The 25019-nt window shown below is 58.7% G+C and carries 25 protein-coding genes; 20 read left to right on the forward strand and 5 right to left on the reverse strand.

The window, feature by feature from the left end; genetic code table 11:
• Positions 1-63 precede the first annotated feature (63 nt).
• The 8 genes from rimM to FVV99_RS06375 all read left to right on the forward strand — a co-directional run bounded on the left by rimM (position 64) and on the right by FVV99_RS06375 (position 8340).
• The gene (rimM, locus tag FVV99_RS06340; RefSeq protein WP_236645325.1) at positions 64-609 is read left to right on the forward strand and encodes a ribosome maturation factor RimM; all 546 of its coding nucleotides are present in this window, start codon (positions 64-66) and stop codon (positions 607-609) included.
• A gap of 19 nt (positions 610-628) precedes the next feature.
• Positions 629-1414, forward strand: coding sequence for a tRNA (guanosine(37)-N1)-methyltransferase TrmD (gene trmD / locus FVV99_RS06345; RefSeq protein WP_148253229.1), 786 nt, complete (start codon positions 629-631; stop codon positions 1412-1414).
• A 127-nt stretch (positions 1415-1541) separates the two neighbouring features.
• Positions 1542-1898: a 50S ribosomal protein L19 gene (gene rplS / locus FVV99_RS06350; RefSeq protein ID WP_148253230.1), complete on the forward strand. Its 357-nt coding sequence runs from the start codon at positions 1542-1544 to the stop codon at positions 1896-1898.
• 98 nt (positions 1899-1996) lie between these two features.
• Positions 1997-2899 (forward strand): site-specific tyrosine recombinase XerD, encoded by a 903-nt coding sequence (gene xerD, locus FVV99_RS06355; RefSeq protein ID WP_148253231.1) that lies wholly within the window; start codon positions 1997-1999, stop codon positions 2897-2899.
• Positions 2900-2901: 2 nt separating this feature from the next.
• The gene (locus FVV99_RS06360; RefSeq protein ID WP_148253232.1) at positions 2902-3636 is read left to right on the forward strand and encodes a DsbC family protein; all 735 of its coding nucleotides are present in this window, start codon (positions 2902-2904) and stop codon (positions 3634-3636) included.
• 113 nt (positions 3637-3749) lie between these two features.
• On the forward strand, positions 3750-5066 hold the full coding sequence (locus tag FVV99_RS06365) for a homoserine dehydrogenase (RefSeq protein ID WP_148253718.1): 1317 nt from the start codon (positions 3750-3752) through the stop codon (positions 5064-5066).
• Positions 5067-5179: 113 nt separating this feature from the next.
• Complete coding sequence (gene thrC / locus FVV99_RS06370; RefSeq protein ID WP_148253233.1) at positions 5180-6568, forward strand: threonine synthase; 1389 nt, start codon at positions 5180-5182, stop codon at positions 6566-6568.
• Positions 6568-8340 carry a single-stranded-DNA-specific exonuclease RecJ gene (locus FVV99_RS06375; protein WP_148253234.1) on the forward strand — a complete coding sequence of 591 codons (1773 nt, stop codon included), beginning with the start codon at positions 6568-6570 and terminating at the stop codon, positions 8338-8340. Before thrC ends, FVV99_RS06375 begins: the two co-directional genes overlap by 1 nt.
• On the opposite strand, the gene FVV99_RS06380 is transcribed toward FVV99_RS06375, so the two are convergent.
• The 3 genes from FVV99_RS06380 to FVV99_RS06390 form a co-directional block, all read right to left on the reverse strand.
• Complete coding sequence (locus FVV99_RS06380) at positions 8334-8753, reverse strand: VOC family protein (RefSeq protein ID WP_148253235.1); 420 nt, start codon at positions 8751-8753, stop codon at positions 8334-8336. The genes FVV99_RS06375 and FVV99_RS06380 overlap by 7 nt on opposite strands.
• A gap of 126 nt (positions 8754-8879) precedes the next feature.
• Positions 8880-11456, reverse strand: coding sequence for a heavy metal translocating P-type ATPase (locus FVV99_RS06385; RefSeq protein WP_148253236.1), 2577 nt, complete (start codon positions 11454-11456; stop codon positions 8880-8882).
• Complete coding sequence (locus tag FVV99_RS06390) at positions 11456-11896, reverse strand: MerR family transcriptional regulator (protein ID WP_148253237.1); 441 nt, start codon at positions 11894-11896, stop codon at positions 11456-11458. The genes FVV99_RS06385 and FVV99_RS06390 overlap by 1 nt, the downstream gene beginning before the upstream one ends.
• Before the next feature lie 255 nt (positions 11897-12151).
• Between FVV99_RS06390 and FVV99_RS06395 the strand changes: the two genes are divergently transcribed.
• From FVV99_RS06395 to FVV99_RS06430, 8 genes are all read left to right on the forward strand, one after another.
• A complete protein-coding gene (locus tag FVV99_RS06395) occupies positions 12152-13492 on the forward strand; it encodes an OmpP1/FadL family transporter (protein WP_148253238.1) in 1341 nt (446 codons plus the stop codon).
• A 166-nt stretch (positions 13493-13658) separates the two neighbouring features.
• Positions 13659-14757, forward strand: a protein-coding gene (gene prfB, locus FVV99_RS06400; RefSeq protein WP_148253239.1) for a peptide chain release factor 2 whose coding sequence is annotated in 2 segments (ribosomal slippage) — positions 13659-13733 and positions 13735-14757 — 1098 coding nt in all. Because the reading frame shifts where the segments join, the coding sequence is not laid out codon by codon here.
• A 103-nt stretch (positions 14758-14860) separates the two neighbouring features.
• Positions 14861-16384: a lysine--tRNA ligase gene (gene lysS / locus FVV99_RS06405; RefSeq protein ID WP_148253240.1), complete on the forward strand. Its 1524-nt coding sequence runs from the start codon at positions 14861-14863 to the stop codon at positions 16382-16384.
• A gap of 149 nt (positions 16385-16533) precedes the next feature.
• Positions 16534-16920: a hypothetical protein gene (locus FVV99_RS06410; RefSeq protein WP_148253241.1), complete on the forward strand. Its 387-nt coding sequence runs from the start codon at positions 16534-16536 to the stop codon at positions 16918-16920.
• A gap of 94 nt (positions 16921-17014) precedes the next feature.
• Positions 17015-18421, forward strand: coding sequence for an MFS transporter (locus tag FVV99_RS06415; RefSeq protein WP_148253242.1), 1407 nt, complete (start codon positions 17015-17017; stop codon positions 18419-18421).
• A 65-nt stretch (positions 18422-18486) separates the two neighbouring features.
• Positions 18487-18801 (forward strand): BolA family protein, encoded by a 315-nt coding sequence (locus FVV99_RS06420; protein WP_148253243.1) that lies wholly within the window; start codon positions 18487-18489, stop codon positions 18799-18801.
• On the forward strand, positions 18798-19649 hold the full coding sequence (locus FVV99_RS06425; RefSeq protein WP_148253244.1) for a hypothetical protein: 852 nt from the start codon (positions 18798-18800) through the stop codon (positions 19647-19649). Before FVV99_RS06420 ends, FVV99_RS06425 begins: the two co-directional genes overlap by 4 nt.
• Positions 19642-20136 (forward strand): GNAT family N-acetyltransferase, encoded by a 495-nt coding sequence (locus tag FVV99_RS06430; protein ID WP_236645326.1) that lies wholly within the window; start codon positions 19642-19644, stop codon positions 20134-20136. Before FVV99_RS06425 ends, FVV99_RS06430 begins: the two co-directional genes overlap by 8 nt.
• 18 nt (positions 20137-20154) lie before the next feature.
• Here FVV99_RS06430 and FVV99_RS06435 read toward each other — a convergent pair whose 3' ends face one another.
• On the reverse strand, positions 20155-20355 hold the full coding sequence (locus FVV99_RS06435; RefSeq protein WP_148253245.1) for a cell division protein ZapB: 201 nt from the start codon (positions 20353-20355) through the stop codon (positions 20155-20157).
• A gap of 85 nt (positions 20356-20440) precedes the next feature.
• On the reverse strand, positions 20441-21088 hold the full coding sequence (gene rsmD, locus FVV99_RS06440; protein ID WP_148253246.1) for a 16S rRNA (guanine(966)-N(2))-methyltransferase RsmD: 648 nt from the start codon (positions 21086-21088) through the stop codon (positions 20441-20443).
• A gap of 90 nt (positions 21089-21178) precedes the next feature.
• Between rsmD and ftsY the strand changes: the two genes are divergently transcribed.
• From ftsY to rpoH, 4 genes are all read left to right on the forward strand, one after another.
• Positions 21179-22303, forward strand: a complete 1125-nt coding sequence (gene ftsY, locus FVV99_RS06445; RefSeq protein ID WP_148253720.1) for a signal recognition particle-docking protein FtsY — start codon at positions 21179-21181, stop codon at positions 22301-22303.
• A gap of 3 nt (positions 22304-22306) precedes the next feature.
• On the forward strand, positions 22307-22975 hold the full coding sequence (ftsE, locus tag FVV99_RS06450) for a cell division ATP-binding protein FtsE (RefSeq protein WP_148253247.1): 669 nt from the start codon (positions 22307-22309) through the stop codon (positions 22973-22975).
• The gene (gene ftsX, locus FVV99_RS06455; RefSeq protein ID WP_236645327.1) at positions 22972-23952 is read left to right on the forward strand and encodes a permease-like cell division protein FtsX; all 981 of its coding nucleotides are present in this window, start codon (positions 22972-22974) and stop codon (positions 23950-23952) included. Before ftsE ends, ftsX begins: the two co-directional genes overlap by 4 nt.
• A 196-nt stretch (positions 23953-24148) precedes the next feature.
• Entirely contained in the window at positions 24149-25015 is an 867-nt protein-coding gene (rpoH, locus tag FVV99_RS06460) for an RNA polymerase sigma factor RpoH (protein ID WP_148253248.1), read from the forward strand.
• Positions 25016-25019: the final 4 nt, after the last annotated feature.

Raw genomic sequence — 25019 nt, forward strand, 5'->3', positions numbered from 1 at the left:
GGGACGCTACCCGGCCAGGCTGTTCGAGGCGTATGAGCGATTATGTCCAGTGAAAGATCGGCAATGACTACGGATCGCGAGTACGACGACTCGCCTGTGGGCGAACCGCAGCATGTGGTGCTGGGTCAACTGACCAGCCCCTATGGCACCAAGGGGTGGCTGAAAGTGTATTCGTACACCAGCCCGATGGACGGCATACTCGACTATTCGCAGTGGTTGTTGCGCCAAGGTGAGTCGATTGCCGCCTGGCGAGTCGTTGAGGGGCGGCGCCAAGGCAAGGGCCTAGTAGCCTGCCTGGATGGCGTCAATCGTCGTGAGCAGGCTGAGCAGTTGGCGGGAGCCGAGATTCTGCTGCCGACTGAGTCGTTGCCGGCCCTGGCAAGTGGCGAATACTACTGGTATCAGTTGGAAGGGCTGGAAGTCATCACGCGCGAGGGTGTTGCGCTGGGGCGTGTCGATTATTTGCTGGAAACCGGCGCCAATGATGTTCTGGTCGTCAAGAACCCTGGGGGCACGGAGCGACTGTTACCTTTCCTGCCCGAGCAAGTGGTGATCGATGTCGATTTGAACGCCAAGCGGATGACGGTCGACTGGGATCCCGACTTTTGACAGCGTAAGGCGGATGACCATGTGGATCGGCGTCGTGTCCTTGTTTCCGGAAATGTTCCAGGCGGTTACGTCTTATGGCGTGACAGGACGGGCCGTAAGGAATGGCCTGCTGAAACTCGCCTGTTACAATCCACGTGATTATGCGACGGATCGCCATCGCACTGTGGATGACCGCCCGTACGGCGGTGGTCCAGGTATGTTGATGAAGGTCGATACCCTGCGTCAGGCCATTCATGCTGCGCGTGACGACGCCGAGCGGCAGACCGGACTGAACGCCAAGGTGGTCTACCTGTCGCCCCAGGGGCGCATGCTGGACCAGCGTGGGGTACGCGCTCTGGCGGCGTCAGCGCCACTGATATTGATATCGGGACGTTATGAAGGGATCGATGAGCGTATTGTGGAAGCCGACGTCGATGAAGAATGGTCGATAGGCGACTACGTGCTCAGTGGAGGCGAGTTGCCGGCGATGGTCGTGATCGATGCGGCCGCCAGGTTGGTGCCTGGCGTACTGGGACATGAAGACTCAGCGGCCGAGGATTCGTTCAGTGAAGGCCTCCTGGATTGTCCCCATTATACGCGTCCGGAGTCCATTGATGGTCGTGAAGTGCCGAATGTGCTGCTGAGTGGCGATCATGGTGCGATCCGGCGTTGGCGTTTGAAAGCGTCATTGGGACGGACTTGGTTGCGGCGCCCAGAGTTGTTGCAGGGAAAAGTGTTGGATGCAGAGCAGCGCAAGCTGCTGGATGAATTCATTGAAGAATACGCCGATCAGGCGGAGGTGCAGGGTACCTCGATGTCACCATGATTCTCCGTGATCGAGGTGCGCCTGTGTCACTCATGAGACTCCCGCGTCATCGTGCCATGAGGCCGAGAGCGTCGGGATCACGACAGCCGGGGCAACCCGGTTGGCAAGAATTGACGAGGAGCTAGCAATGAGTAGCAAGAACAAGGTGATCCAGGCGATTGAAGCCGAGCAGATGACCAAGGAAATTCCGGCGTTCGCCCCCGGCGATACCGTTATCGTTCAAGTCAAGGTCAAGGAAGGTAACCGTGAACGCCTGCAGGCCTTCGAAGGTGTGGTGATCGGCAAGCGTAACCGTGGCCTGAATTCCGCCTTCACCGTGCGTAAGGTCTCCCACGGTGTCGGTGTCGAGCGCACCTTCCAGACATACAGTCCGTTGGTGGAGTCCATCGCGGTCAAGCGCCGCGGTGACGTGCGCCAGGCCAAGCTCTACTATCTTCGTGAACGTAGCGGCAAGTCTGCGCGTATCAAGGAAAAGCTGGCGTAACGTCCTGACGGTCCCGATAAGGCGGCAGCAATGCCGTATCCGTCATACCCCGTCACCGCATGCGCGGGGCGGGGTTTTATCATTTTCGGGGATCCCTGATGAGCCCAGTGGAAGATCAGGCAGCTCGGATAGATGCCTTCCTTGATGTTCTGTGGTTGGAACAAGCTGCGAGTCATAACACGCTGTCTGCCTACCGGCGCGACCTCGAGGCGTGGGCCGCTCGCCTGGCAGCGCATGGTGAAACGCTATTAGCGCCAGGTCAGGACACGTTGCCTATCTGGCTCGACGAACGGCGATCGCAAGGATACCACTTACGAACCAATGCACGTCTGTTATCCAGTCTCAGGCGATTTTATCGTTGGGCGTTGGCCTCGAACCTGATCGATCATGACCCGTTGTCCGAGGTGCGCTTGCCCAAGGTTCGCCCCAACTTGCCGGATACACTCGACGAGGATGAAGTGGAACGTCTGCTCGCAACGCCGGACGTCGCTACGGCTATCGGGTTACGGGACAGAACGATGCTGGAGGTGCTATATGCCGGAGGGCTGCGGGTTTCCGAATTGGTAGGGCTCACGGTGGATGCGGTCAATCTGCGCCAGGGGGTGGTGCGCGTCATTGGGAAGGGGGACAAGGAGCGCCTGGTGCCATTGGGTGAAGAGTCCTTATTCTGGCTGGAACGTTATCTGCGCGCAGGCCGCGGCGTGCTGATGGCAGAGACGACCCGTCCGCCACTGTTTCCCGGGCGAGCCGACGGTTTCATGACACGTCAGACATTCTGGCACCGTATAAAGCATTATGCCCAGTTGGCGGGTATCGATAAGCCTTTGTCTCCGCATACACTCCGCCATGCGTTTGCGACACATCTATTGAATCATGGTGCCAATCTGCGTGTCGTACAGCTATTGCTGGGTCATAGTGACCTGTCGACGACGCAAATTTACACGCATGTCGCCCAGGCTCGCCTGGAAGCGCTGCATGCTGAACACCATCCTAGAGGTTGATCATGAGAGCACCCTGGTTATCGGCGCTTGCCTGCTGTTCTGCCCTGACGTTCATGTCAATCGCCCAGGCGTCGTCTCACGACGCGCTAGCCGAACGCCTGAAGGTCAATGGGGAACCGATGCCGGTAAAAAGTATCCGCGATACTCCCCTGTCAGATGTTTACGAGGTTCGGTTGGAGAATGGTGAAACCTTTTACAGTGACGGTGAGGGAGAGCATTTTCTGGTCGGGGACCTCTATGAAAACGGCGAAGACGGTCTGGTGAATCTGAGTGAACGCAGCCGCAATCAAGAGCGTGCTGCGCGTATCGCTGCCGTCCCGGACAGCGAGCGTGTCATCTTTCGGGGCGCGGGAGAGGTCAAGACAAGCGTGACCGTCTTCACCGATGCCACCTGTCCTTATTGTCGCAAGTTTCATGAAGAGGTGCCGCGCCTCAATGAGATGGGGGTTGCGGTGCACTATCTGGCCTTTCCCCGTGGCGGTCTGACTTCCGAAGGGGGGCGGGAACTTAGACAGATCTGGTGCGCGGACAATCGGACGGAAGCGATGAACGCTGCCAAACGTGATGAGACATTGCCTGATACAGCAGACTGCGACAATCCGGTCGAGGATCAGTATCATCTGGGAATGGATTTGGGGGTCGAGGGGACGCCGGCAATCATATTGCCTGACGGTCGCCTGGTGCCGGGATACATGCCGGCCGAACGTCTGGCGGAAATGCTGGACGCGATAGGCTAATCGCCCCGTTGACAGCACCGCTGGGCCTTCCTACGTTGAACGGCTCGACGGCCTTTGCCGACAGGATGCTGATAACCGATCGGACACACGACACAAGCAAGGGGATGACAACATTGAAACCGGTGAGAGTGGGAATCTGTGGTCTGGGTACCGTGGGTGGCGGTACGTTCAACGTGCTCATGCGCAATGCTGACGATATTGCCCGGCGAGCCGGACGACCAATCGTCATTGAACAGGTGGCGATGCGTCGTGACAACCCGGATTGCGATACCACCGGCGTCAAGACCACCGCGGATATTTTTGACGTGGCCAAGAATCCTGATGTGGATGTGCTCGTCGAGCTGATCGGTGGTTACGATGCGGCTAGGGAGCTCGTGCTGACTGCGATACAAAACGGCAAGCATGTGGTCACCGCCAATAAAGCGTTGATTGCCGTTCACGGCAATGAAATTTTCCAGGCGGCTCATGAACATGGTGTGATCGTGGCCTTCGAGGCGGCAGTCGCCGGTGGCATCCCGGTGATCAAGTCTCTACGCGAGGGGCTGGGTGCCAACCGGATCGAGTGGCTGGCCGGGATCATCAATGGCACCGGCAATTACATCCTCACCCACATGCGTGATGAGGGACGAGCGTTCGAGGATGTCCTGGCCGAGGCGCAGGCACTGGGGTATGCCGAAGCCGACCCGACGTTCGACGTGGAAGGGATCGATGCCGCCCACAAGCTGACCATCCTGGCGTCGATTGCTTATGGTGTACCGCTTCAGTTCGACAAGGCCTACACCGAGGGCATCTCGCGGATTACTTATGACGACGTCGCACAGGCCGACAACCTAGGCTATATCATCAAACACCTCGGAATCTCCAAACGCACCGAATCGGGGTTCGAGTTGCGTGTCCATCCGGCCTTGATTCCCAAGGAGCGTTTGCTGGCCAATGTGCATGGGGTCAAGAATGCGATCGCCGTGATGGGAGATGCCGTGGGGCCGACGCTCTATTATGGTGCCGGTGCCGGTGCCGAGCCAACCGCTTCGGCAGTTGTTGCCGATCTGCTTGATGTGGCGCGTGATATCACAACGGACCATCACTACCGCGTTCCTTATCTGGCCTTCAGTGGCATCCACGAGGTCGAGAACAATCTGCCGATGCTACCGATGGAAGATATCGTCACAGCCTATTATCTGCGGTTGCTGGCAGTGGATCGTCCCGGGGTGCTGGCACGCGTTGCGACGATCCTTTCCGAACAAGGTATATCGATCGAGGCGATCATCCAGAAGGAAGCGACGGAGGGCGAACTGGTGCCGATTATCCTGTTGACCCATCGTACCCGTGAAAGACAGATGAACGAAGCGATTCGACAGTTGGAATCGTTGGCCGATGTCGCTGGGCCGGTAACTCGGATCAGGGTCGAATCGCTCGACGAGCATGAATAGTCCACAGCCATCAGCCGTACGCTTGAAGCGAGAAGAGAGAGCCGTCGGATACCGCGCTTCAAGCTGAGGGACACCGTACCTGGCCAGTGATCATGGCGGCAAGAGAACATAACATGCGCTATATCAGTACCCGCGGGCAAGCGCCTGCACTGAGTTTCGAGGAAGTCGTGTTGACCGGCATGGCCAGCGATGGCGGCTTGTATGTGCCGGAGGAGGTTCCCCGGTTATCGCGTGACACACTGGCGTCGATGGCGGGGCTATCGTATGCAGAAATCGCCTTCCGTGTCATGAAGCCCTACGTAGGCGGTGAAATCGACGACGATACCTTTCGTGACATCGTGCGTGATGCGTATACGACCTTCAGTCATGATGCGATAGTGCCGCTCAACCAACTCGACGCCAACCATTTCCTGCTGGAACTCTTCCATGGGCCAACCCTGGCCTTCAAGGACGTCGCACTGCAATTATTGGGTCGTCTGCTCGATCATTTCCTGGCCAAGCGCGGCGAACGCGCCGTGATCATGGGGGCGACGTCGGGGGATACCGGTTCTGCGGCCATCGAGGGCTGCCGCCACTGTGACAATCTCGATATTTTCATCCTCCATCCATACAACAGGGTATCCGAGGTGCAGCGTCGGCAGATGACGACGGTGCTGGCCGACAATGTCTTCAACATTGCCATAGAAGGGAACTTCGACGATGCCCAGGCAATGGTCAAGGCAAGCTTTGCTGATCAGTCCTTCCTCAATGGAACGCGGCTCGTCGCGGTGAACTCCATCAACTGGGCGCGCATCATGGCCCAGATAGTCTATTACGTGGCGGCTGGCGTCGCATTGGGCGCTCCCCATCGTGAGGTTAGCTTCTGTGTACCGTCGGCCAACTTTGGTAACGTCTTCGCCGGGTACATGGCCTATCGCATGGGGCTGCCGGTCAGGCAGTTCATCGTGGCTACCAATGCCAACGATATCCTGCACCGGACCTTGACTGACAATGACTTTTCCAAGCGAGACCTGATCGCTACGCTGGCGCCCTCCATGGATATCGTCGTTTCGTCGAATTTCGAACGCTTGCTGTTCGAAGCCTACGACCGTGACGGTGATGCCGTGCGGTCACTGCTGGAACGTTTCCAGGCTGAGCCGACAGTTCTTGCTGAAGCGCCATTGAAGACGTTGCGGAGCCTGTTCGCGAGCCATAGTGTCGATGACGACACGATTCTCGAAGTCATCCGCGAAGCGCATCAGCGCACTCAGGAGACCCTCGATCCTCATACGGCCACCGGGTATCGTGCTGCCGAGCGGGCACGCGACGACAGCTCTGCCCCCATGGTGACATTGGCGACGGCACACCCGGCCAAGTTTGCTGACGCGGTGGTCAAGGCTGGATTCCCCGGTGTGCCATTGCCGCCTCACATGGCGGATCTACTGGAACGGGAAGAGCGTTATACGGTGTTGCCGGCAACGCTCGATGCAGTGCAGCGTTTCGTGGTCGAGCAACGTCGTTGATGTCCCTGTCGCCGCATATCGAGCAACGCCCTCGCGATGAGGAACTGTATGCTCGCGCCCAAGCGGAGGGTCTGAGCGAATTACAGGCTCGGGTCGTGTCAGGCCGCCTGCTGGGTTATCGCGGTGGCATGACACCTTTGGTATCCCCCAGGCTACGCCACCTTGAACACCCGGAACGTCTGCAGGACGCACGGCGAGCGGCTGAGCGTATCGCCCAGGCCGTCAGCGAGGGTGAGCACATCGGTATCCTGACCGATTACGATGTCGATGGCATTACCTCCCATGTCATCATTCTGCGAACCTTGAATGAACTGTTCGGCGTTCCTCCCGAGAAACTGCATAGCTTGATCGGTCACCGCATCCACGATGGTTACGGCATCAGTTTGCCGTTGGTGGAGCGTACCTTGTCGCTATCGCCTCGTCCGACGCTGGTGATTACCGCCGATTGTGGTTCCTCCGATGAACCACGTATTGCCCGGCTGAAGGAGGCGGGGATCGAAGTGATTGTCAGTGATCACCACGCCCTGCCCATGGAGGGACCTCCGTCGTCGGCCTATGCCACGGTCAATCCGACGCGGGAAGACTGCGACTATCCGGATAACACCATAGCAGGCTGCATGGTGGCCTGGCTGGTTATGTCGCTGACACGTAGCGTGTTGATCGAAAGAGGGGTGATACCTGCTGCCATTCCCAAGTTGTCGCCATGGCTCTCCTACGTGGCCCTGGGAACGGTGGCGGATTGCGTCTCGCTCGGGGGTAGCGCGGCTAACCGCGCTGTCGTCACTCATGGGCTGACTCTCATCAACCGTATGGAGGCAGCTTGCTGGCGCGCCATGGCGGAACGTCTGGGTCCCGATAGCCAGCCTTTCGATGCAGAGACGTTGGCTTTCCAGATGGGGCCACGCATCAATGCCCGGTCGCGCCTTGACGACCCCTATGCCGCACTGCACTTCATGCTGGCGGCTGATGATGCGACAGCGACCCGTCATCTTGATCTGCTTGAGCAGGATAACCAGTCTCGCAAGGCCATTGAGGCCGATATGACCGAAGCGGCGCGCCGCTTGGCCTTGCCTCAGTTGGCGGATCATGTGCCAGCGCTGGTGCTGTTCCTCGAAGATGGTCATGCCGGCGTTCAGGGCATTGTCGCATCGCGTCTGGTACAAGCATTCGGCCGGCCGACAATCGTGCTTACTCGAGCATCTACGCCGGCCATGCTCACCGGATCAGGCCGTTCGGTTGAAGGCATTCATCTGCGTGATGCCTTGCAGCGCGCCCATGCGCTGGCCCCCGAGGCGCTGCCTCGATTCGGCGGTCACAGTGGTGCGGCTGGCCTGGGGCTACCGGAGGATGAGCTGGACACGTTTCATGCTGTCTTTATCGATGCAGTACGTGAGCAACTGGGGGATCGGGAACTCTATCCTCGTATTCTCACCGATGGTGAATTGACCAGTGAACAACTGTCGTTGGCAACCCTCGACGAACTGGAGCATCTGGCACCTTATGGCCGTGAGTTCGATGCGCCGTTGTTCGAAGGTGAATTCCTCGTCGAAAACCTGCGTGTCGTTGGTGCAGAGGGCAATCACCTGATGCTGGAGCTGTCAGCAGACGGCCTGACGTGGCGTGCCATCTGGTTCCGCGCTCTGACACCGGGGGAAATACCGGGATTTGGCCTGGGTACCCGGTTACGGTGTGCATACAAGCTCAGTCGCAATCGGTGGAAGGGGCGCGAATCGTTGCAACTGATGATCGACTATGCAGAACCGGCTCAGTAATTGGGCCAGACACCAGGTGTTGCCAATTCAAGCAAGTGACCATCAGGGTCGCGAAAGTAGAGACTCTCACCGCCTCGCGGCCAGTGAGTACGGCCTTCAATGGCAATGCCGTGGTCCCGCAGTTGCGTCTCCCAGGCGTCGAGTTCCCGGGTGGCAATGGCAAATGCCATGTGAATCCGGCCCTGGCCATCGTGTGGGGGAATCGTGCCCATGTCATCGGGCAGGATCACCGTTTCCAAGGTTTCGCCACGCAGGAACAGCAGTAGCACGGTTCCGGCCCCTGCATCATAGGCAGTGAAACGGTGATCGGTAGTGAATGGAGTGAGTCCCATCGCCCCTTCGAAGAAAGCGCGTGCCCTGGCCATGTCCTCGACATACAGGGCGGTTTCCAGCACACCATTGAGCTTGGGCATCGTCACTCCTGTTCAGTTGATCATCAGTTGAAGCCTAGCAGGCTTCCCCTCGCTAGTGTCTAGGCCACCAGAACCACCAGGCGATGGCGATGATCAACGCGATTCCGGCTAGATTGATCAGCCAACTCATGCGTCTGCCTCCTGTGTCTCGGGGTGCGTGGTCTGAGATGCCCCCTCTTGTCTCGATGAATGGAACCATCGCAAGCGGCTGGCATTGGTGACCACGGTGACCGAGGAGAGTGACATGGCTGCACCCGCAATCATGGGAGACAGCAGCGTTCCGGTAAGCGGATAGAGCGCACCCGCCGCAATGGGAATGCAAAGGCTGTTGTAACCGAAAGCCCCCCATAGGTTCTGCTTGATGTTGGTCAGCGTTGCCTGGCTGATTTCTATGGCGTCGGCGATACCGTGCAATGAGTTGCGCATGAGTGTGATGCCGGCACTTTCGATCGCCACATCGGTCCCCTGGCCGATCGCAAAGCCGACATTGGCTTGCGCCAAGGCCGGGGCATCGTTGATGCCATCACCCACCATGCCCACGATCTCGCCCTCCCGTTGCAGGCGCTCGATCTCGGCGTGCTTGTCCTCAGGCAGGAGCCCGGCACGGAAGTCGTCGACCCCCACACTGGCTGCGATGGCCGCTGCAGTATGACGATTATCGCCTGTGAGCATGACGATGCGCAGTCCATCGAGGCGCAAGCGTTCGATGGCTGCCTTGGTATCGCTGCGGAGTGGGTCGCTGATACCGAATACCGCTTCCAGACGATCGTTGCGCGCAAAGTAGATCACGGTTCGCGCTTGCTGCTCGAGGCTTCGGGCGATCTCCACGCTGTCACCCAGCTCCACGCCAGCTTCGTCCAGCAGCGCGGCGTTGCCTAGCCGCAGTGTATCGCCCTTTGCACTCGTCGCCATGACGCCACGTCCAGTCAGGCTATTGAAGTCATGGACAACGGTAGGGGCCACCCCCTGAACTTGCGCGTACTCCAGTAGGGCGTTGGCCAGAGGATGTTCAGAACCGCGTTCCAGGGCGGCGACATCGGCGAGCGTCCCGCGCTCGTCGCTACTGCTATAATGCGCATCGGTGACGCGCGGCTTCCCTTCGGTCAGCGTGCCGGTCTTGTCGACGATCAATGTGGTCAGCCGACTGGCAGTTTGCAGCGCCTCCCCGCTACGTATCAGAACCCCGTGTTCGGCTGCCTTGCCAACGCCGATCATGGTCGAAATCGGTGTGGCCAGGCCGAGCGCGCAAGGACAGGCGATAATCAGTACTGTGGTGGCGGTGACCAGCATGTGTATCACCTGAGGCTCTGTACCCACGTTGAACCAGATCAGGGCGGTCAACACAGCGATGATCATGACCGCCGGTACGAAGAAGCTCGATACCTTGTCGGCCAGTTCGCCGATTGGTGGGCGCGAATTCTGTGCATGAGCAACCTGTTCTGTGATCTGGCCCAGGCGAGTATCGGTACCGACCCGCGTGGCTGCGTAGACCAAGCTGCCTTTGCCGTTGACCGTGCCTGCACTGACCTCATCATGTGGCTGCTTGGCGACGGCAACCGGCTCGCCGGTCAGCATGGATTCATCGACATGGCTCTGTCCTTCGAGGACGTCACCATCCACTGGCAGCCGCTCACCGGGCCTGACACGGATATGGTCTCCCGCTTGCACGTCATCGATGGCGATATCGTATTCTTCCCCTTGACGTATCACGCGCGCCGTCTTGCTCTGAAGGTCGAGTAGGCGCTTCAGGGCATCGCTGGTCCGGCCCCGTGCCTTGAGCTCCATGGCCTGGCCCAGCAGGATCAGGCCGATGATCATGGCGGATGCTTCGAAGTAGATGCCTTGCGCGGCTGCTGGTAGATAGTCGGCTAACAAGACCACGGCCATGGAATATAACCAGGCCGTACCGGTACCCAGAGCGACGAGTGTATCCATGTTGGCTTGGTGGTGGATGAACGCTTTCCAGGCGCTGGTGAAGAAATGACGACCGGGGCCAGCGAGGATACCTAGAGCCAATGCACTCACGACCAGCCAGAAAAGCCGTCCGATGCCATCGGGCTCGGGATGAAAAAAGAACATGCCGACCATTAGCGGGATACCGAGACCCAGCGACAGAGCACTGTTGCGAAGGTGACGGCGGTAATCGCGCGCCTGATTGTCCTCGCGGGTCGATTCCGCTTGGGACAGGTCGGCGATGGGCTCGGCACCATAGCCGACGGCTTCTACCGAGGCGACTAGCTGCTCGGTTGTGGCACTGCCCTGAACATGCGCCGTATGAGTGCCGAAGTTGACGTCGGCGCTGTCGACACCTGGCGTCGTGGCGAGCGCGTTCTGAATGGTACGCACGCAACTGGCGCACGTCATGCCGGATAATGACAATCTCCGGAGGGCGGTCGTGCCGCTGCTATCCTGTCCACTGTCGTCAGGGCGACGGGAACTTGGCAATGTGGCTCCGACCTCTGTCGAGGTAGCCTCATGATCGGGGGCGCTGTCCCTGGCCGTCGGCGGATAGCCTGCCTCTGCTAGCAAACCGTCCAGCGTGGTGGCATCCAATTGTGTCTTCACCGACAGCTGCTTGCTTGCGGGCAAGCCGGAGACTTCGGCCTCGTCATCGTGTTGCTGAATCGTTCTGCGTATCTTGCCGATGCACCCTTGGCAACTGATGCCCGGTACATAGCGGTGTTGCTGACTGGGCTGACGCATCAACCGACCTCCTTGCCGTCCTGGCGAGTCTCCATGGGTTCGGGGAAACTTTCGATCAAGCGGCACAAGCTGTGGCCATCGGGTATGCCATCGGGCATGTCGGACCAACTGGCCAATGCCTGTTCCATGCGTGCCGCCAGTGCCTGGAGTTCGGCAATTTGGGCACGGATCTGAGGCAACCGACTGGCGAGCAGATCGCGAACCATTGGGCAGGGAGAGTCGCCGTGATCGGCATGCGCCAGGATATCGGCGACTTCTTTCACACTGAAACCGAGTGTTCGCGCGCGTTGGATGAAACGCAAGCGTTGCAGATCATCCTGATCATATAGCTGGTAGCCGTTACCCGGATCCCGGCGAGGTGACAACAATCCCTCGCGCGTGTAATGGCGAACTGTCTCGGCAGTCACGCCGGTGGCACGGGCCAGATCGCTGACTTTCATCTCGTCTCCCATCGTTCAATGCGTTTGAGTATAAAACCTTTGTGTAACACAAAGGTCAAGCGATGAGTGCAATCTCCCGTAAGTTCAATGGGTTAGCTAGACATCATGCTAAAGTATTAGCAAATACTCGATTAAAACGAACGTTTGGCCTTGAATGGTGTCGTGATTTAAGCCAAAACAGGAGTGTCAACCGATGCCCGATCAGGGCATGCCAGTCACAGGTTCCAGCCGTTGTCTGGAAAAGGACGTCATAACATGCATAACAAGTTCAACAAGCTGTCAGTTGGCGTAGCGATTGCTGCGTCCGCTCTGGTCACTACCTCGGCTCTCGCCGCCGGCTTCCAGGTACGCGAACAGAATGCCAAGGCCTTGGGTAACGCGTTTTCCAACGCGGCGGCAGGGGCCGAAGATGTCAGTTTCATGGCCTACAATCCTGCCGCTATCGGCAACATCGAAGGCACCCAGATCGCTGGCGGGCTGTCGTACATCGATGCCAGTTTCGAACTGACAGACGCCCAGGCTTCCAATGTTGTCGGGATGCCTTATACATCCAGAGCCTCAGGGGAAGGCGGTGAGACTGCTTGGGTTCCTAGCTTTGCCGCCAAGACACGGCTCGACGACGAATGGGATCTGGGGCTGGCGATTTACGCCCCCTATGGGCTATCGACGAAGTATGACCAGAACTGGATCGGGCGTTATCACGCCATCGAAACGGAACTCGAGACGATCGATATTCAGCCGACCTTGAACTATCGTGCCACCGACCGCCTCAATCTCGCTGTGGGGTTACGTGCTCAGTATGCCGATGCCACGCTATCCAATGCCATCGATCTGGGGGGACGTTCCGGCGACCCGGCATTGGTGGGCAACGCTGATGGCATGGCTGAGGTGACCGGCGACGACTGGGGATACGGTTATACGTTGGGCGCATTGTTTCAGGCCACCGAACAAACCCGCCTGGGGGTCAGCTATCGTTCGGAGGTCGACCTGACACTGGATGGTGACGTCGATTACAGCGCCGACAATGCTGTCGGCCAGCAGGTGCTGGCGGGGGCGCAGGCCACTGGCCAGTTGCAGGATGGGGGCGGCAAGGCGGATATCACCACGCCGGCCAATCTCAATCTGGGGGTCTATCATCAGTTGACCGATCGACTCGCCTTGATGGCCAATGCCGAATGGACCGAATGGAGCAGTTTCGATGAATTGGTGGTCCAGTTTGATGACAACACACCAGACAGTCGTACTGAGGAAAACTGGGACGACACCTGGGCCTTCTCCGTCGGTGCGAACTATACGTTGAACCCCCAGTGGATCTTGCGTGCCGGGTTGGGCATCGACGAGAGCCCCGTACCGAGTGCCGAGTATCGTACCCCGCGGGTACCGGATGCCGACCGTCGCTGGGCTTCCCTGGGCGCGACCTGGATGCCGAATGACAACCTGGGGATTTCCGCCGGCTACATGCGTGTCTTTGCCGATGATGGCGATATCGATCAAGACGCCACCCCGACCAATGAGAATGCATCACGGGGCAATCTGTCCGGGAGCTATGAAGTCGATGCAGATGTGTTTGCCCTGTCAGTGGACTACCGTTTCTGAATCGCCACGATCCTTGCATGAAAACACCCGGTTGCCGCCGGGTGTTTTCGCTCGTGAGTCCCGCTGGTGGGATGGTCGCTGCACCTGCCTTTCGCTACAATGGAGTGCTTTTCCCGACTGTCGACGATGACGGTTTCATTCCTACGAATGCTTTGGCGAGACACTCATGCAAGAGATCAATCCGATCAATCAACGCCTCAAGGACCTGTCGGATCGGACAGATGTCCTGAGGGGGTATCTTTGACTATGCCGAGAAGCAGGAACGGCTAGAGGAAGTCACTCGCGAACTTGAGAACCCCGATGTCTGGAGTGATCCAGAACATGCCCAGAAACTCGGCAAGGAGCGGGCCAGCCTCGTCAGTGTGGTGGACACACTCGACCGGCTGACGCAGGGGGTGTCCGATAACGCAGACCTTCTCGAGCTGGCAGCCATGGAAGATGATGAGGAAACCGTGGCAGAGGTCGAGCAAGAGCTGGATGCGTTGCAGCGCAGCCTCGAAAAGCTCGAGTTCCGGCGCATGTTTTCCGGCGAGATGGATGAGAACAACGCTTATCTGGATATTCAGGCCGGCTCCGGTGGCACAGAGGCGCAGGATTGGGCCAACATGTTGTTGCGGATGTATCTGCGCTGGTGTGAGCAGCATGGCTTCAAGGTCGAGATCATCGAGCTGTCTGCAGGGGATGTGGCGGGCATCAAGTCGGCGACGATCCATGTCGAGGGCGATTACGCCTTCGGGTGGTTGCGTACGGAGACCGGCGTGCATCGTCTGGTACGTAAAAGTCCCTTTGATTCCGGAGGGCGACGCCACACCTCCTTTGCCTCGGTCTTTCTGTCCCCGGAAATCGACGATAGTTTCGAGGTGGAAATCAACCCCTCGGACCTGCGTACCGATACATATCGTGCCAGCGGTGCGGGTGGACAGCATGTCAATACGACGGATTCGGCGGTCCGGATTACGCACGAACCGACGGGGATCGTCGTCTCGTGCCAGAATCAGCGCAGTCAGCACGCCAACCGCGACCGTGCTATGCAGATGCTTCGCGCCAAGCTCTATGAACGCGAAATGCAGGAGCGTAATGCGGCCAAGCAGCAGGCCGAGGATGCCAAGGCCGATATTGGCTGGGGCAGCCAGATCCGTTCCTATGTGCTCGACGACCAGCGCATCAAGGACCTCAGAACCAGTGTTCAGTCCAGTAACTGTGAAAAGGTGCTGGACGGTGATCTGGACCAGTTCATCGAGGCCAGCTTAAAGCAAGGGCTATAGCAGAGCCGGCGAACGACGAGCTGCAAGCAGGTAGCGGCGAATTGGCAGTGTGGGGTCTTCTTTCTGACGAAGCCCGAAGCCCAACTTCTTGATAGGTAATGACATGGCGAACCAGAGCTCTTCCCAGGATAGCTCCCAGCATGACGACAACCATCTGATCGCCGAACGCCGCGCCAAGTTGGCGGCGCGGCGTGAGAAGGCGGCAGAGACAGGGGGGAGTGCCTTCCCCAATGACTTCCGTCGCGACAGTCTGGCTGCCGACTTGCAGTCGGAGTTGGGGGATAAGGACAAGGAGGCGTTGGAGGCACTGGATCGGCAAGCAGGCGTCGCCGGACGCATCATGCGCAAGCGCGGCCCCTTTATCGTCATTCAGGATGTCTCCGGGCAAATACAGCTGTATGTCGACAAGAAGGGGCTACCCGCAGAGCTGCTCAATGACATCAAGAGTTGGGATATCGGCGATATCGTTGCAGGACAGGGTCCCGTGCACAAGTCCGGCAAGGGGGATTTGTATGTCCTGATGAACGAGGCCGTGTTACTGACCAAGAGCTTGCGGCCGTTGCCGGACAAGTTTCACGGCTTGACCGACATGGAGTCGCGTTACCGCCAGCGCTATGTCGACCTGATCATGAATCCCGAGTCCCGTCGTGCCTTCGAGATACGCGCGGGGGTGGTATCGGCGATTCGCCGCTTTTTCGAGGCGCGGGGGTTCATGGAAGTCGAAACGCCGATGTTGCAGCCGATCCCCGGCGGGGCGGCAGCACGACCGTTCGTTACCCATCATAATGCGCTGGACATGGACATGTACCTGCGCATTGCTCCGGAACTGTATCTTAAGCGTCTGGTCGTGGGCGGGTTCGAAAAAGTCTTCGAGATCAACCGCAATTTTCGTAATGAAGGATTGTCGACTCGTCACAACCCCGAGTTCACGATGCTCGAGTTCTATTGGGCATATGCCGATTACCGGGACTTGCTGGAGCTGACGGAAGCGATGATTCGCCAGGTCACTCGCGACGTACTGGGGCAGGCAACGCTGGAGTATCAGGGCACCCGCTATGATCTGGAATCTTCATTTCAGCGTTTGACGTTGCGTCAAGCCATACTCCAGCACGGTGAGGGGATCGGTGAGTCGGACATCGATACCCTGGATGGCGCATCAAGACTGTGCGAGCGACTGGGTATCGAGCCCAAGGCGAGCTGGGGGCTGGGCAAACTGCAGACTGAGATCTTCGAGGCGGTGGCAGAGCCCAAGCTCGATCAACCGACCTTCATCATCGAATACCCCGCCGAGGTGAGTCCGCTGGCACGCCGTAATGATGATAATCCCTTCGTGACCGATCGTTTCGAGTTTTTCATCAACGGGCGCGAAATCGCCAATGGGTTCTCCGAGCTCAACGATGCTGAGGATCAGGCCGAACGGTTCCGAGAACAGGCCGCGGAAAAGGACGCGGGGGACCTGGAAGCGATGTACTATGACGCGGACTATGTGCGTGCTCTGGAGTATGGCTTGCCGCCCACTGCCGGTGAAGGGATCGGTATCGATCGCCTGGTCATGCTGCTGACCGACAGTGCATCGATTCGTGATGTGCTGTTGTTCCCGGCGATGCGGCCCGAAGGCGACGACTGAGGGACTGACTTTCCGCCAGTCGATGTCGCGCGGATGTCCGGGTTGCTTGTGGTGTCAGTCGACTGTCGGAGCCGAAATGTCGAGAAGTGTTGGTCAGGGCGCCTCCGAGCGCCCATAATAATCAGCGTTTCGATGTCGAGGAGAGTCCCATGAAGCTGCTTAACCGCTCCGCACTGAGCGTCAAGCCGACCCAGGCATTTCTTGACTGGGTGAATTCGCTGGAGCCTACTGTTGGCGACGAGGACCTCACGCTTGATGATGTCGATCGGGAAAGTACGGTATATCTGATCCCCGAAATGGACACACCCGAGGCTCTGGAAGCCTTCGTACGCGAGCGTTATATGGAAATTCTCGAATGCGAGCTTCGAGCCTGGGAAGAGGATGAACGTCAGTGGCCGGAAACGCTGGACTGGGCGCTATTCCAGCGCTTTCTCCGTATCGAGCACAGTTATCTGGCCGTCGACCTGGATGATGAGACTCCCCTGGAAATCGCTGAAGTCGACGATTCGTTGCTGCTGGAAACCGACCTGGATTGAGGAGCTGTCGGTATGACGCGATGACTCGGGACTGGCAAAGCAGTGTTCGTGAACCGGCTATGGCCGGTTTTTTTGTCATGAATGAAAGGTGTGAATGAGCAAATTGTTCGAGACCCATCCCGGTGATGATGGGTTACCAGGGCCTGAACGTCGCCTCGCCGTACTCGTGCTGGTACTCGGTACACTGATGGCTGTCATCGATACCACCATGATCAATATTGCCCTGCCTACCATTGCCAAGGACCTGGGCGTGTCGGCATCCCGAGCTGTATGGGTCGTCAGCCTGTTTCAGGTGGTATGTGCCGCGATGTTGCTGCTTTGCGCGTCATTGAGCGAACTGGTCAGTCGGCGGTGGCTGTACATTGCCGGGCTAGCTGTATTTACGTTGGCGGCGCTGGGGAGTGCATTGTCGACGAGCCTGGAAATGCTGTTGATATTTCGTGCATTACAGGGAATGGGGGCGGCAGCGACGCTTTCCATCGGCCCGTCACTGTACCGGCGAATTTTTCCATCGCGACTTCTCGGGGCGGCCATGGGGCTGAGTGCCCTGGTCGTGGCAGGCGGCTATGCATCGGGGCCGACGCTGGGAGGCGCCGTCCTTGCCATGGCCGACTGGCCCTGGCTCTTCGCCTTGAACGTCCCGCTGGGGCTCGTCGCACTCGGGGTGGCTCTGAGGGCACTGCCGGCAGAGCCGCGTCGTCGGGGAGGGTTCGATATCTCGGGGGCACTATGGTCAGCCAGCATGCTGGCATGCTTTTTCCTCGCCATGGACTCGCTGGGGCATGGTGCCGCCGGCTGGCATGTCATGGTGCTGGTGATCGGCAGCGTGGGTAGTGCTTGGCTGTTTTTGCGTCGCCAACGCCGCGCCAGCCATCCTTTGCTTCCGTTGTCGCTGTTTCATGAACGACGTTTCTCACTGGCCGTCCTTGTGTCGGGATTGGCCTTCGTTGGACAAGGGCTGACATTCGTCGCTCTATCGTTCCTCTATCAGCAGGAAAGGGGGTATTCGCCATTGATGACGGCTTGGCTATTCACGCCCTGGCCATTGACGATCATGCTGGCTGGGCCATTGGCCGGCCGGCTGGCGGACCGGGTCAATCCGACACTTCTATCGACGCTGGGTCTGGTGGTGTTGCTGTGCGGATTGATGTCGTTGTCACTATTGGCAAGTGATTCCGGTATCGTTGATAGCTTGTGGCGAACGGCCTTGTGCGGCTTGGGGTTCGGCCTGTTCCAGGCCCCCAACAACCGCGAAATGATGAGCCGTGTATCCAAGGCTCGTAGTGCCAATGCATCGGGGGTGATGAGTACGGTTCGCACCGTTGGCCAATCATTGGGCGTGGCGTCAATGGGTGTCTGGCTGGCAGCCGGATTGGGGTCGGTGCAGTGGTCGATATGGGTGGCCTGTGTTGCTTGTGGCCTTGCCATCGTGGCTAGCCTGTGCCGTATGACGTTTTCCCTGTCGCCGACTGTTATCCCCCCGTCGTCGGCATCCGATTGAACGCGTATAATGGAAGTCCGCGACAGCAGGGCGCTGTTCGCTGATTCGTCACGAGGCACTAAATCATGAGCATTCAGGCGCGTATCGAAGATAAACTTCAGTCACTCGGCCCCGACTATCTGGCGGTCGAGAATGAAAGCCACATGCATAACGTGCCGGCCGATTCTGAAACCCACTTCAAGGTGACGCTGGTCTCGGAGCGCTTTACCGGCCTGATGCCGGTAAAGCGTCATCAGCAGATCTATGCAGCCTTGGCCGATGAACTGGCGGGCCCTGTGCATGCGCTGGCGCTGCACTTGTATACCCCGGAAGAATGGCAGGCGCGAGCCGGTAACCGCCCCGACTCGCCCCATTGCCGTGGTGGTGGTGTGCCGTCGTGATGCAGGAACCTCAACGTCTGCAATATCTGCAGGCGATGGGTTTGACGGCCTGGGTCGGACGTTATCGTCTCCCTAATGCGGCCGAGACCGACGTCTGCGCGTGGCCTGAAGAGGAGTCGGAGACACAGGCTCCCTCGTCCCGGCTGCAGGAGGCATTGGCAACCACCTCTCATCCTGTTGCGTCGTCCACCGTCAGTGACCCCCCGGCGCGTCGATCCGGACGGGCTCGGGCGCTGCTCGGCACTGAGGATAGTGAGGCATCGGGCTCGCCCGTCGCCCTGAATGAATCGTCTGCGAGCGATCGAGCCTCGCTCGCTGAGGATACCGTCGAGAACGATGGCCGGGTGCCGCTCCAGACGGACTCTGCATACGGTGTCCCACAAGCACTGCGCTTTTCACTGCATGTGGCCGCTCTTGAAGGGCGCTGGCTGGTGGTCATGCCCGGCGGAGAGTCGCCTTCTCCGCTGATGCAACGCTTGCTCAGCAATGTGTTGCGCGCGGCAGGTATCGAACAGGGTGGGTCGCTGGCTTTTCAATCGTTTCATTGGCCGATGATCGATGAATTGCCGGTTCATGCTCCCCTGGAAGAAGCACAGGACGGTGTGCGAGCGTTTATCGATGGTCGGCGACGCAGCGGCTGGCGTCTGGAACGCTTGTTGCTATTCGGGGGGGAGCCGGTGCTCGATCAAGTGCTTTCGCTGGCTGATGGACACTGTACCTTGCTGGATATCCCCGCCTGGCAAGGGCCGTCGCTGGAGACGTTAGCGTACGATCCTGCTGGCAAGCGTTCGCTGGTACCGATGTTATCGCGATGGCGGGAGCAATGGTTTCGAGCCGCTGATGGGTGATGGGGTAACGTGGTCAACCGAGATGGATTTTCGTCATCTGGATGATGACTGGCGGTTCAGCCTCATCGGTCTGGATCATGCTAGCGATACTCCTTGGTCGGCGGAACAGTGGAGCCAGGCCCTGGCCGATCAACGAGTATGGGTATGGGGCGGGATCGATAGCCGCGACGCGACGCTCGTGTCGCTTGCCGTGCTGGCTCGGTTACCCTTTGATGCCGAATTGCAGCGTTTGGAAGTACGTCCCGATTGGCGACGACTGGGCATAGCCCGCCGCATGCTGAACGAACTTTGCCATGAAGCAAGCAAGTGGGGCAGTGAGCGACTATTGCTGGAAGTTCGTGCCGGCAATGAAGCGGCGTTGGCGCTGTACCGGCAGATGGGATTCGTCGAGGATGGCCGTCGTCGCCATTACTATCCGCCAGCTCGGAACGCCACTGACGGTATACGCGAACGTGAAGATGCCGTGTTGATGTCACGGCATCCGTAGCGCAGTGGTCATGCTGATTCAGGTGTTGGACTTGTCGTTACCTTCCAGTTCCTGAAACTTGCCTAGGAGGCTACTGAGACGGCGCTCCCACTCTTCATGTTGCTGCTTGAGCCGGGCATTCTCTTCACGTAGTTCCTCGGCTTCCATCTTCAGCATCTCGATGGCCTCGACGGCATGGGTGACTTTTTGCTCGAGCTGATTGAAGAGTTCACTGCTCATCCTGCTTCTCCTGAATAACTGGCGGCTACGGCAATCATGCCTGATTGAGGCGCGTCAGGGCGCAGCGTACGCTGCGTAGCGCAGCTCAGCAAGCGTCGCTGGTTAGCGACGCCCGACGCTGGAAGAGACGGCCGATACCGTCACCGGCACGTGTCTCGCGGTGAAGGCGCCATGTCGATGGAACAACAGGCAAGAGTTCCTGCTCGGTTTCCAGATAGATCCAGGCAGACGCATTCAGCCAGCCTTGTGCTTCCAGCAGGGCACAACTGTACTCGGCCATGGTCCGGCGAAAGGGAGGGTCGAGCAGGACCAGATCGAAACGCGACGATGCCTCATGGCACAGGAAACGTTCCACGTCCGCGTTTACGACATGTCCCTGGGCGCCGAGAGTGGTCAGGTTGGCCTCGATCTGCCTGGCGGCTGCCGTATGCCGTTCGACGAAAGTCGCTTGCCGTGCGCCTCGCGATAGAGCTTCGAAGCCGAGCGCGCCAGTTCCGGCAAAGAGATCGAGGACGCATGCGCCAGGAATGGTGGTTGCCAGCCAGTTGAACAGCGTCTCGCGCACGCGGTCCGGTGTCGGTCGCAGCCCCGGTGCGTCAAGAACGGGTAACTGGCGCCGGCGATACATGCCTCCGATGATACGCAGGCGCCCCCCCCCGGGATGCCGGGATACGCGATTGGGGCGTTTGGCAGGGGGCTGCCCCCGACGGGACGACGATCTTCGACGTGACATGGCAAGGAATTGTACCCGGCGCTTATCCCCTATCATAGCGCAGTGGTAGGATAAGGCGGTTACTTTCGATTCCCAGTGCAGATTTCAACCATGTTCGGTGTATTCAAACGCAAGAAGCAGCAAGACGGTGATCAACCGACGTCACACTCGACCGAGCCGGTCGAGCAACCCATTGAAGAATCGGCGCCCGAGAGCGGGGATGGAGACACCCCCGGCGAACCGGAGGTTTCCTCCTCTGCGCCGGAAGATGAGCCATCCCGGTCAGCGAAAAAGACCTGGTTTTCACGTATCAAGGCGGGCTTGGGCAAGACTCGCTCCCAACTCAGTGAGGGGTTGGCCGATCTGTTTCTGGGTAAGAAACAGATCGACGATGAGTTGATGGAGGAGCTCGAAACCCAGCTCTTGATGGCGGATGTCGGCATCGAGGCGACGACCGAGATCATGGACCGTCTGGCTGAACGAGTGTCACGTAAAGAACTCGCTGACCCGCAAGCGCTGTATCGTGCGTTGCAGGATGAGTTGACGGCGATGCTCGATACCGTGGCCACTCCCTTGACCTTGCCCCCGCGGGGACAGGGACCGTTCGTCATACTGATGGTCGGGGTCAATGGCGTTGGCAAGACAACGACCATCGGCAAGCTGGCGAAGCACTTCCAGGCGGAAGGCCGGAGCGTAATGCTGGCGGCAGGCGACACCTTCCGAGCCGCGGCTGTTGAGCAACTCCAGGTCTGGGGGGATCGCAACAGCGTACCGGTCATTGCCCAGCATACCGGTGCCGATAGTGCCTCGGTGATTTTCGATGCGTTGTCGGCAGCGAGGGCTCGGCAGACTGATGTCCTGATCGCTGATACGGCAGGCCGCTTGCACAACAAGAGCCATCTGATGGAAGAGCTCAAGAAGGTGCGTCGGGTGATGGCCAAACTGGATGAAAGCGCTCCGCATGAAGTGATGCTGGTCCTGGATGCAGGCACCGGCCAGAATGCGCTTTCCCAGGCCAGCACCTTCAATGAGGCGGTGCCGGTATCCGGTGTGACACTGACCAAACTGGATGGAACCGCCAAAGGCGGCATTATCTTTGCGCTCGCCAAGCAGTTGGGGACCCCGATTCGCTACATCGGTGTCGGGGAATCGCTGGATGACCTGCGTCCCTTCGAGGCACGGGACTTCGTCGATGCACTTTTTTCCAGCGACGATTCCGATGTACAGAGTCGGTGACGCATGATTGCATTCGAACATGTCGGTAAGCGCTACGGCGGCCGTTTCGAAGCACTGTCCAACATCGATTTCCGGGTTCGGCGTGGAGAAATGGTGTTTTTGACCGGCCACTCCGGCGCCGGGAAGAGTTCGCTATTGCGGTTGCTCATGAGGCTTGAACGCCCCAGTCGTGGGCGTGTTCTGGTGGCCGGCCATGATATCGATCGTCTGCATGTCAGTCAGATCCCATTCTATCGACGTCAGATCGGTGTCGTGTTCCAGGACCACCAGTTATTGTTCGATCGCTCGATCTATGACAATGTCGCGTTGCCGCTGGATATTCAGGGGATGGAGCCGCGTGAAGCGGCGCGGCGCGTGCGGGCCGCGCTTGATAAGGTAGGCTTGCTGCATCGGGAAAATGCCCTGCCAGTGGAGCTATCCGGCGGGGAGCAGCAGCGCGTGGGCATTGCACGTGCCGTCGTCAATAAGCCGTCACTACTGCTGGCCGATGAACCCACAGGGAACCTCGATCCACAACTTTCCGCCGATATCATGTCGCTGTTTGAGGATTTCAATCGTATCGGTACGACGGTCATGGTTGCCAGTCACGACTTGGCTCTCATAACCGGCCTGCGTCACCGTATACTGCGCTTGAGGGAAGGGCGGCTGGTGGCTGATGAGGAGGCGCTGTGAGCGAGGAGGAGTCCCGTCAGCCACCGTCGCGGGGAGCGCGCGCCCAGCGTACCGGCAGGTCGAGTCAATTGCGTGCCTGGGGACGTCATCATCGGGCCATGTGCCGGGATAGTGCCAGGCGACTGATACGTCATCCGCTGTCCAGTGTCCTGACGATGCTAGCCATCGCCATTGCTCTGATTCTACCGGCCGGTCTCTGGCTAACCCTGGATAGTGCAAGGTTGCTGGATGCGGAACTGGATCAGAGCGCGACGCTGACGGCGTATTTGAGCAAGGATATCGGTGAGGGCGAAGCCGGGCGCATAACAGAAGCATTGCGTGCTCACGAAGGCGTAGCCGACGCTCGCCTGATCACAGCCGATGAAGGCATGCACGAATTCCAGCAGTCGCTGGGGCTCGAGGATGCATTGGCGCGCTTGGACACCAACCCGTTACCTGCCAGTGTCGTCTTGTCGCCTCAAGATACGGCACCGGAGCGTGTTCGCCAGTTGGCGGACACGCTGGAAGAGGTGCCAGGGGTCGACGAAATGCGATTGGACCTGGCGTGGCTGGAACGCTTGCGTCGTCTGGCGGAACTGGGACAGAGGCTGGCATTGGCACTGGGGGCACTGTTCGGTTTGGGGGTGCTGCTGATCGTCGGAAACACCATACGTCTGGCTGTGGAAAGTCGCCGTCAGGAGATTGAGGTAGTAACCTTGATCGGAGCCACTCACGCCTTTGTTCGCCGTCCGTTTCTTTATAGTGGTGCCTGGTATGGCCTGGGAGGCGGATTGTTGGCCTGGGGGCTACTGTCGCTCGGAGGGCAATGGCTGGCATCGCCCGTCACGGCGTTGGCCGAGAGCTATGGTGCTGACTTCCGGATGCCGACCCTTGACTGGTTAGGCTCGGCAGTGCTGTTATTATCTAGTATACTATTGAGTTGGTTGGGTGCCTGGATGGCGGTCAATCGTCATCTTGCTGACATTCGGCCCAGGTAGATTCGGTCATACGACGATACCGTTTAGTTCAGGGAACTTTCGTATACGGTCCGAGTCAAACGAAGCGATTTCGGCTGTAATACTGAGCATGATTGAAACGTTCCTGCGTAGTGTAGATATTACCTGGAACTTTGACATCGTTATCAAGGTCAGTCGTTAACGGTCATTTTTGGGCTTTTCCGGAGACATCTTGCATATGAGCACCAGTCTTCAGCCTGTAGGTCAATTATCGCCGGGTCATGATCTGAATGGATACATTCAGGCGGTCAATGGTATTGCGGTGTTGTCGGCGGATGAAGAACACGAGCTGGCTTGCCGGCTGCATGAAGACAATGATCTGGAGGCGGCTCGTCGGCTCGTCATGTCTCACTTGCGCTTCGTGGTCCACATCGCGCGCAGTTATTCAGGTTATGGACTTCCCCAGGCCGACTTGATACAAGAGGGTAACGTCGGCTTGATGAAGGCAGTCAAGCGTTTCGACCCTTATCAGGGGGTGCGGCTCGTGTCGTTCGCCGTACATTGGATCAAGGCGGAAATACACGAGTTCGTGTTGCGCAACTGGCGTATCGTCAAGGTCGCCACGACCAAGGCGCAGCGCAAGCTGTTCTTCAATCTTCGCAGCGCCAAGAAGCGGCTTGCCTGGTTGAATAACGACGAGGTCGATGCCATTGCCAAGGACTTGGATGTCAAGCCCGAGGTGGTGCGTGAAATGGAAGGGCGCTTGTCCTCCTATGACGCCGGTTTCGATGCGTCGCCTTCCGAAGAGGAAGAGCAGGGGTACCAGGCCCCGGTCCATTTTCTGGATGACGCTCGTTACGATCCTGCCATTCAGTTGGAAGACAGTGATTGGGAAGAGGACTCGACCCGTCGGCTGCAAGTGGCGCTGGAGGGGTTGGATGAGCGCTCGCGTGACATTCTCCAGCGTCGTTGGTTGGCCGAGCCGAAGGCGACACTGCATGATCTGGCTGACGTCTATGGCGTATCTGCCGAACGTATTCGCCAGCTTGAGAAGAATGCCATGAAGAAGATCAAGCAGCAGATAGGCGATGCCCTGACGGCCTGAGCGT

It is taken from the genome of Aidingimonas lacisalsi, assembly GCF_008079445.1.
GTDB classification, from domain to species: domain Bacteria; phylum Pseudomonadota; class Gammaproteobacteria; order Pseudomonadales; family Halomonadaceae; genus Aidingimonas; species Aidingimonas lacisalsi.

Bases quoted from the DNA above. Each gene is read 5' to 3' on its own strand.
- rimM (WP_236645325.1), top strand. From the start codon at position 64: ATGACTACGGATCGCGAGTACGACGACTCGCCTGTGGGCGAACCGCAG.
- trmD (WP_148253229.1), top strand. From the start codon at position 629: ATGTGGATCGGCGTCGTGTCCTTGTTTCCGGAAATGTTCCAGGCGGTT.
- rplS (WP_148253230.1), top strand. From the start codon at position 1,542: ATGAGTAGCAAGAACAAGGTGATCCAGGCGATTGAAGCCGAGCAGATG.
- xerD (WP_148253231.1), top strand. From the start codon at position 1,997: ATGAGCCCAGTGGAAGATCAGGCAGCTCGGATAGATGCCTTCCTTGAT.
- FVV99_RS06360 (WP_148253232.1), top strand. From the start codon at position 2,902: ATGAGAGCACCCTGGTTATCGGCGCTTGCCTGCTGTTCTGCCCTGACG.
- thrC (WP_148253233.1), top strand. From the start codon at position 5,180: ATGCGCTATATCAGTACCCGCGGGCAAGCGCCTGCACTGAGTTTCGAG.
- FVV99_RS06375 (WP_148253234.1), top strand. From the start codon at position 6,568: ATGTCCCTGTCGCCGCATATCGAGCAACGCCCTCGCGATGAGGAACTG.
- FVV99_RS06380 (WP_148253235.1), bottom strand. From the start codon at position 8,753: ATGCCCAAGCTCAATGGTGTGCTGGAAACCGCCCTGTATGTCGAGGAC.
- FVV99_RS06385 (WP_148253236.1), bottom strand. From the start codon at position 11,456: ATGCGTCAGCCCAGTCAGCAACACCGCTATGTACCGGGCATCAGTTGC.
- FVV99_RS06390 (WP_148253237.1), bottom strand. From the start codon at position 11,896: ATGAAAGTCAGCGATCTGGCCCGTGCCACCGGCGTGACTGCCGAGACA.
- FVV99_RS06395 (WP_148253238.1), top strand. From the start codon at position 12,152: ATGCATAACAAGTTCAACAAGCTGTCAGTTGGCGTAGCGATTGCTGCG.
- lysS (WP_148253240.1), top strand. From the start codon at position 14,861: ATGGCGAACCAGAGCTCTTCCCAGGATAGCTCCCAGCATGACGACAAC.
- FVV99_RS06410 (WP_148253241.1), top strand. From the start codon at position 16,534: ATGAAGCTGCTTAACCGCTCCGCACTGAGCGTCAAGCCGACCCAGGCA.
- FVV99_RS06415 (WP_148253242.1), top strand. From the start codon at position 17,015: ATGAGCAAATTGTTCGAGACCCATCCCGGTGATGATGGGTTACCAGGG.
- FVV99_RS06420 (WP_148253243.1), top strand. From the start codon at position 18,487: ATGAGCATTCAGGCGCGTATCGAAGATAAACTTCAGTCACTCGGCCCC.
- FVV99_RS06430 (WP_236645326.1), top strand. From the start codon at position 19,642: ATGGGTGATGGGGTAACGTGGTCAACCGAGATGGATTTTCGTCATCTG.
- FVV99_RS06435 (WP_148253245.1), bottom strand. From the start codon at position 20,355: ATGAGCAGTGAACTCTTCAATCAGCTCGAGCAAAAAGTCACCCATGCC.
- rsmD (WP_148253246.1), bottom strand. From the start codon at position 21,088: ATGTCACGTCGAAGATCGTCGTCCCGTCGGGGGCAGCCCCCTGCCAAA.
- ftsY (WP_148253720.1), top strand. From the start codon at position 21,179: ATGTTCGGTGTATTCAAACGCAAGAAGCAGCAAGACGGTGATCAACCG.
- ftsE (WP_148253247.1), top strand. From the start codon at position 22,307: ATGATTGCATTCGAACATGTCGGTAAGCGCTACGGCGGCCGTTTCGAA.
- rpoH (WP_148253248.1), top strand. From the start codon at position 24,149: ATGAGCACCAGTCTTCAGCCTGTAGGTCAATTATCGCCGGGTCATGAT.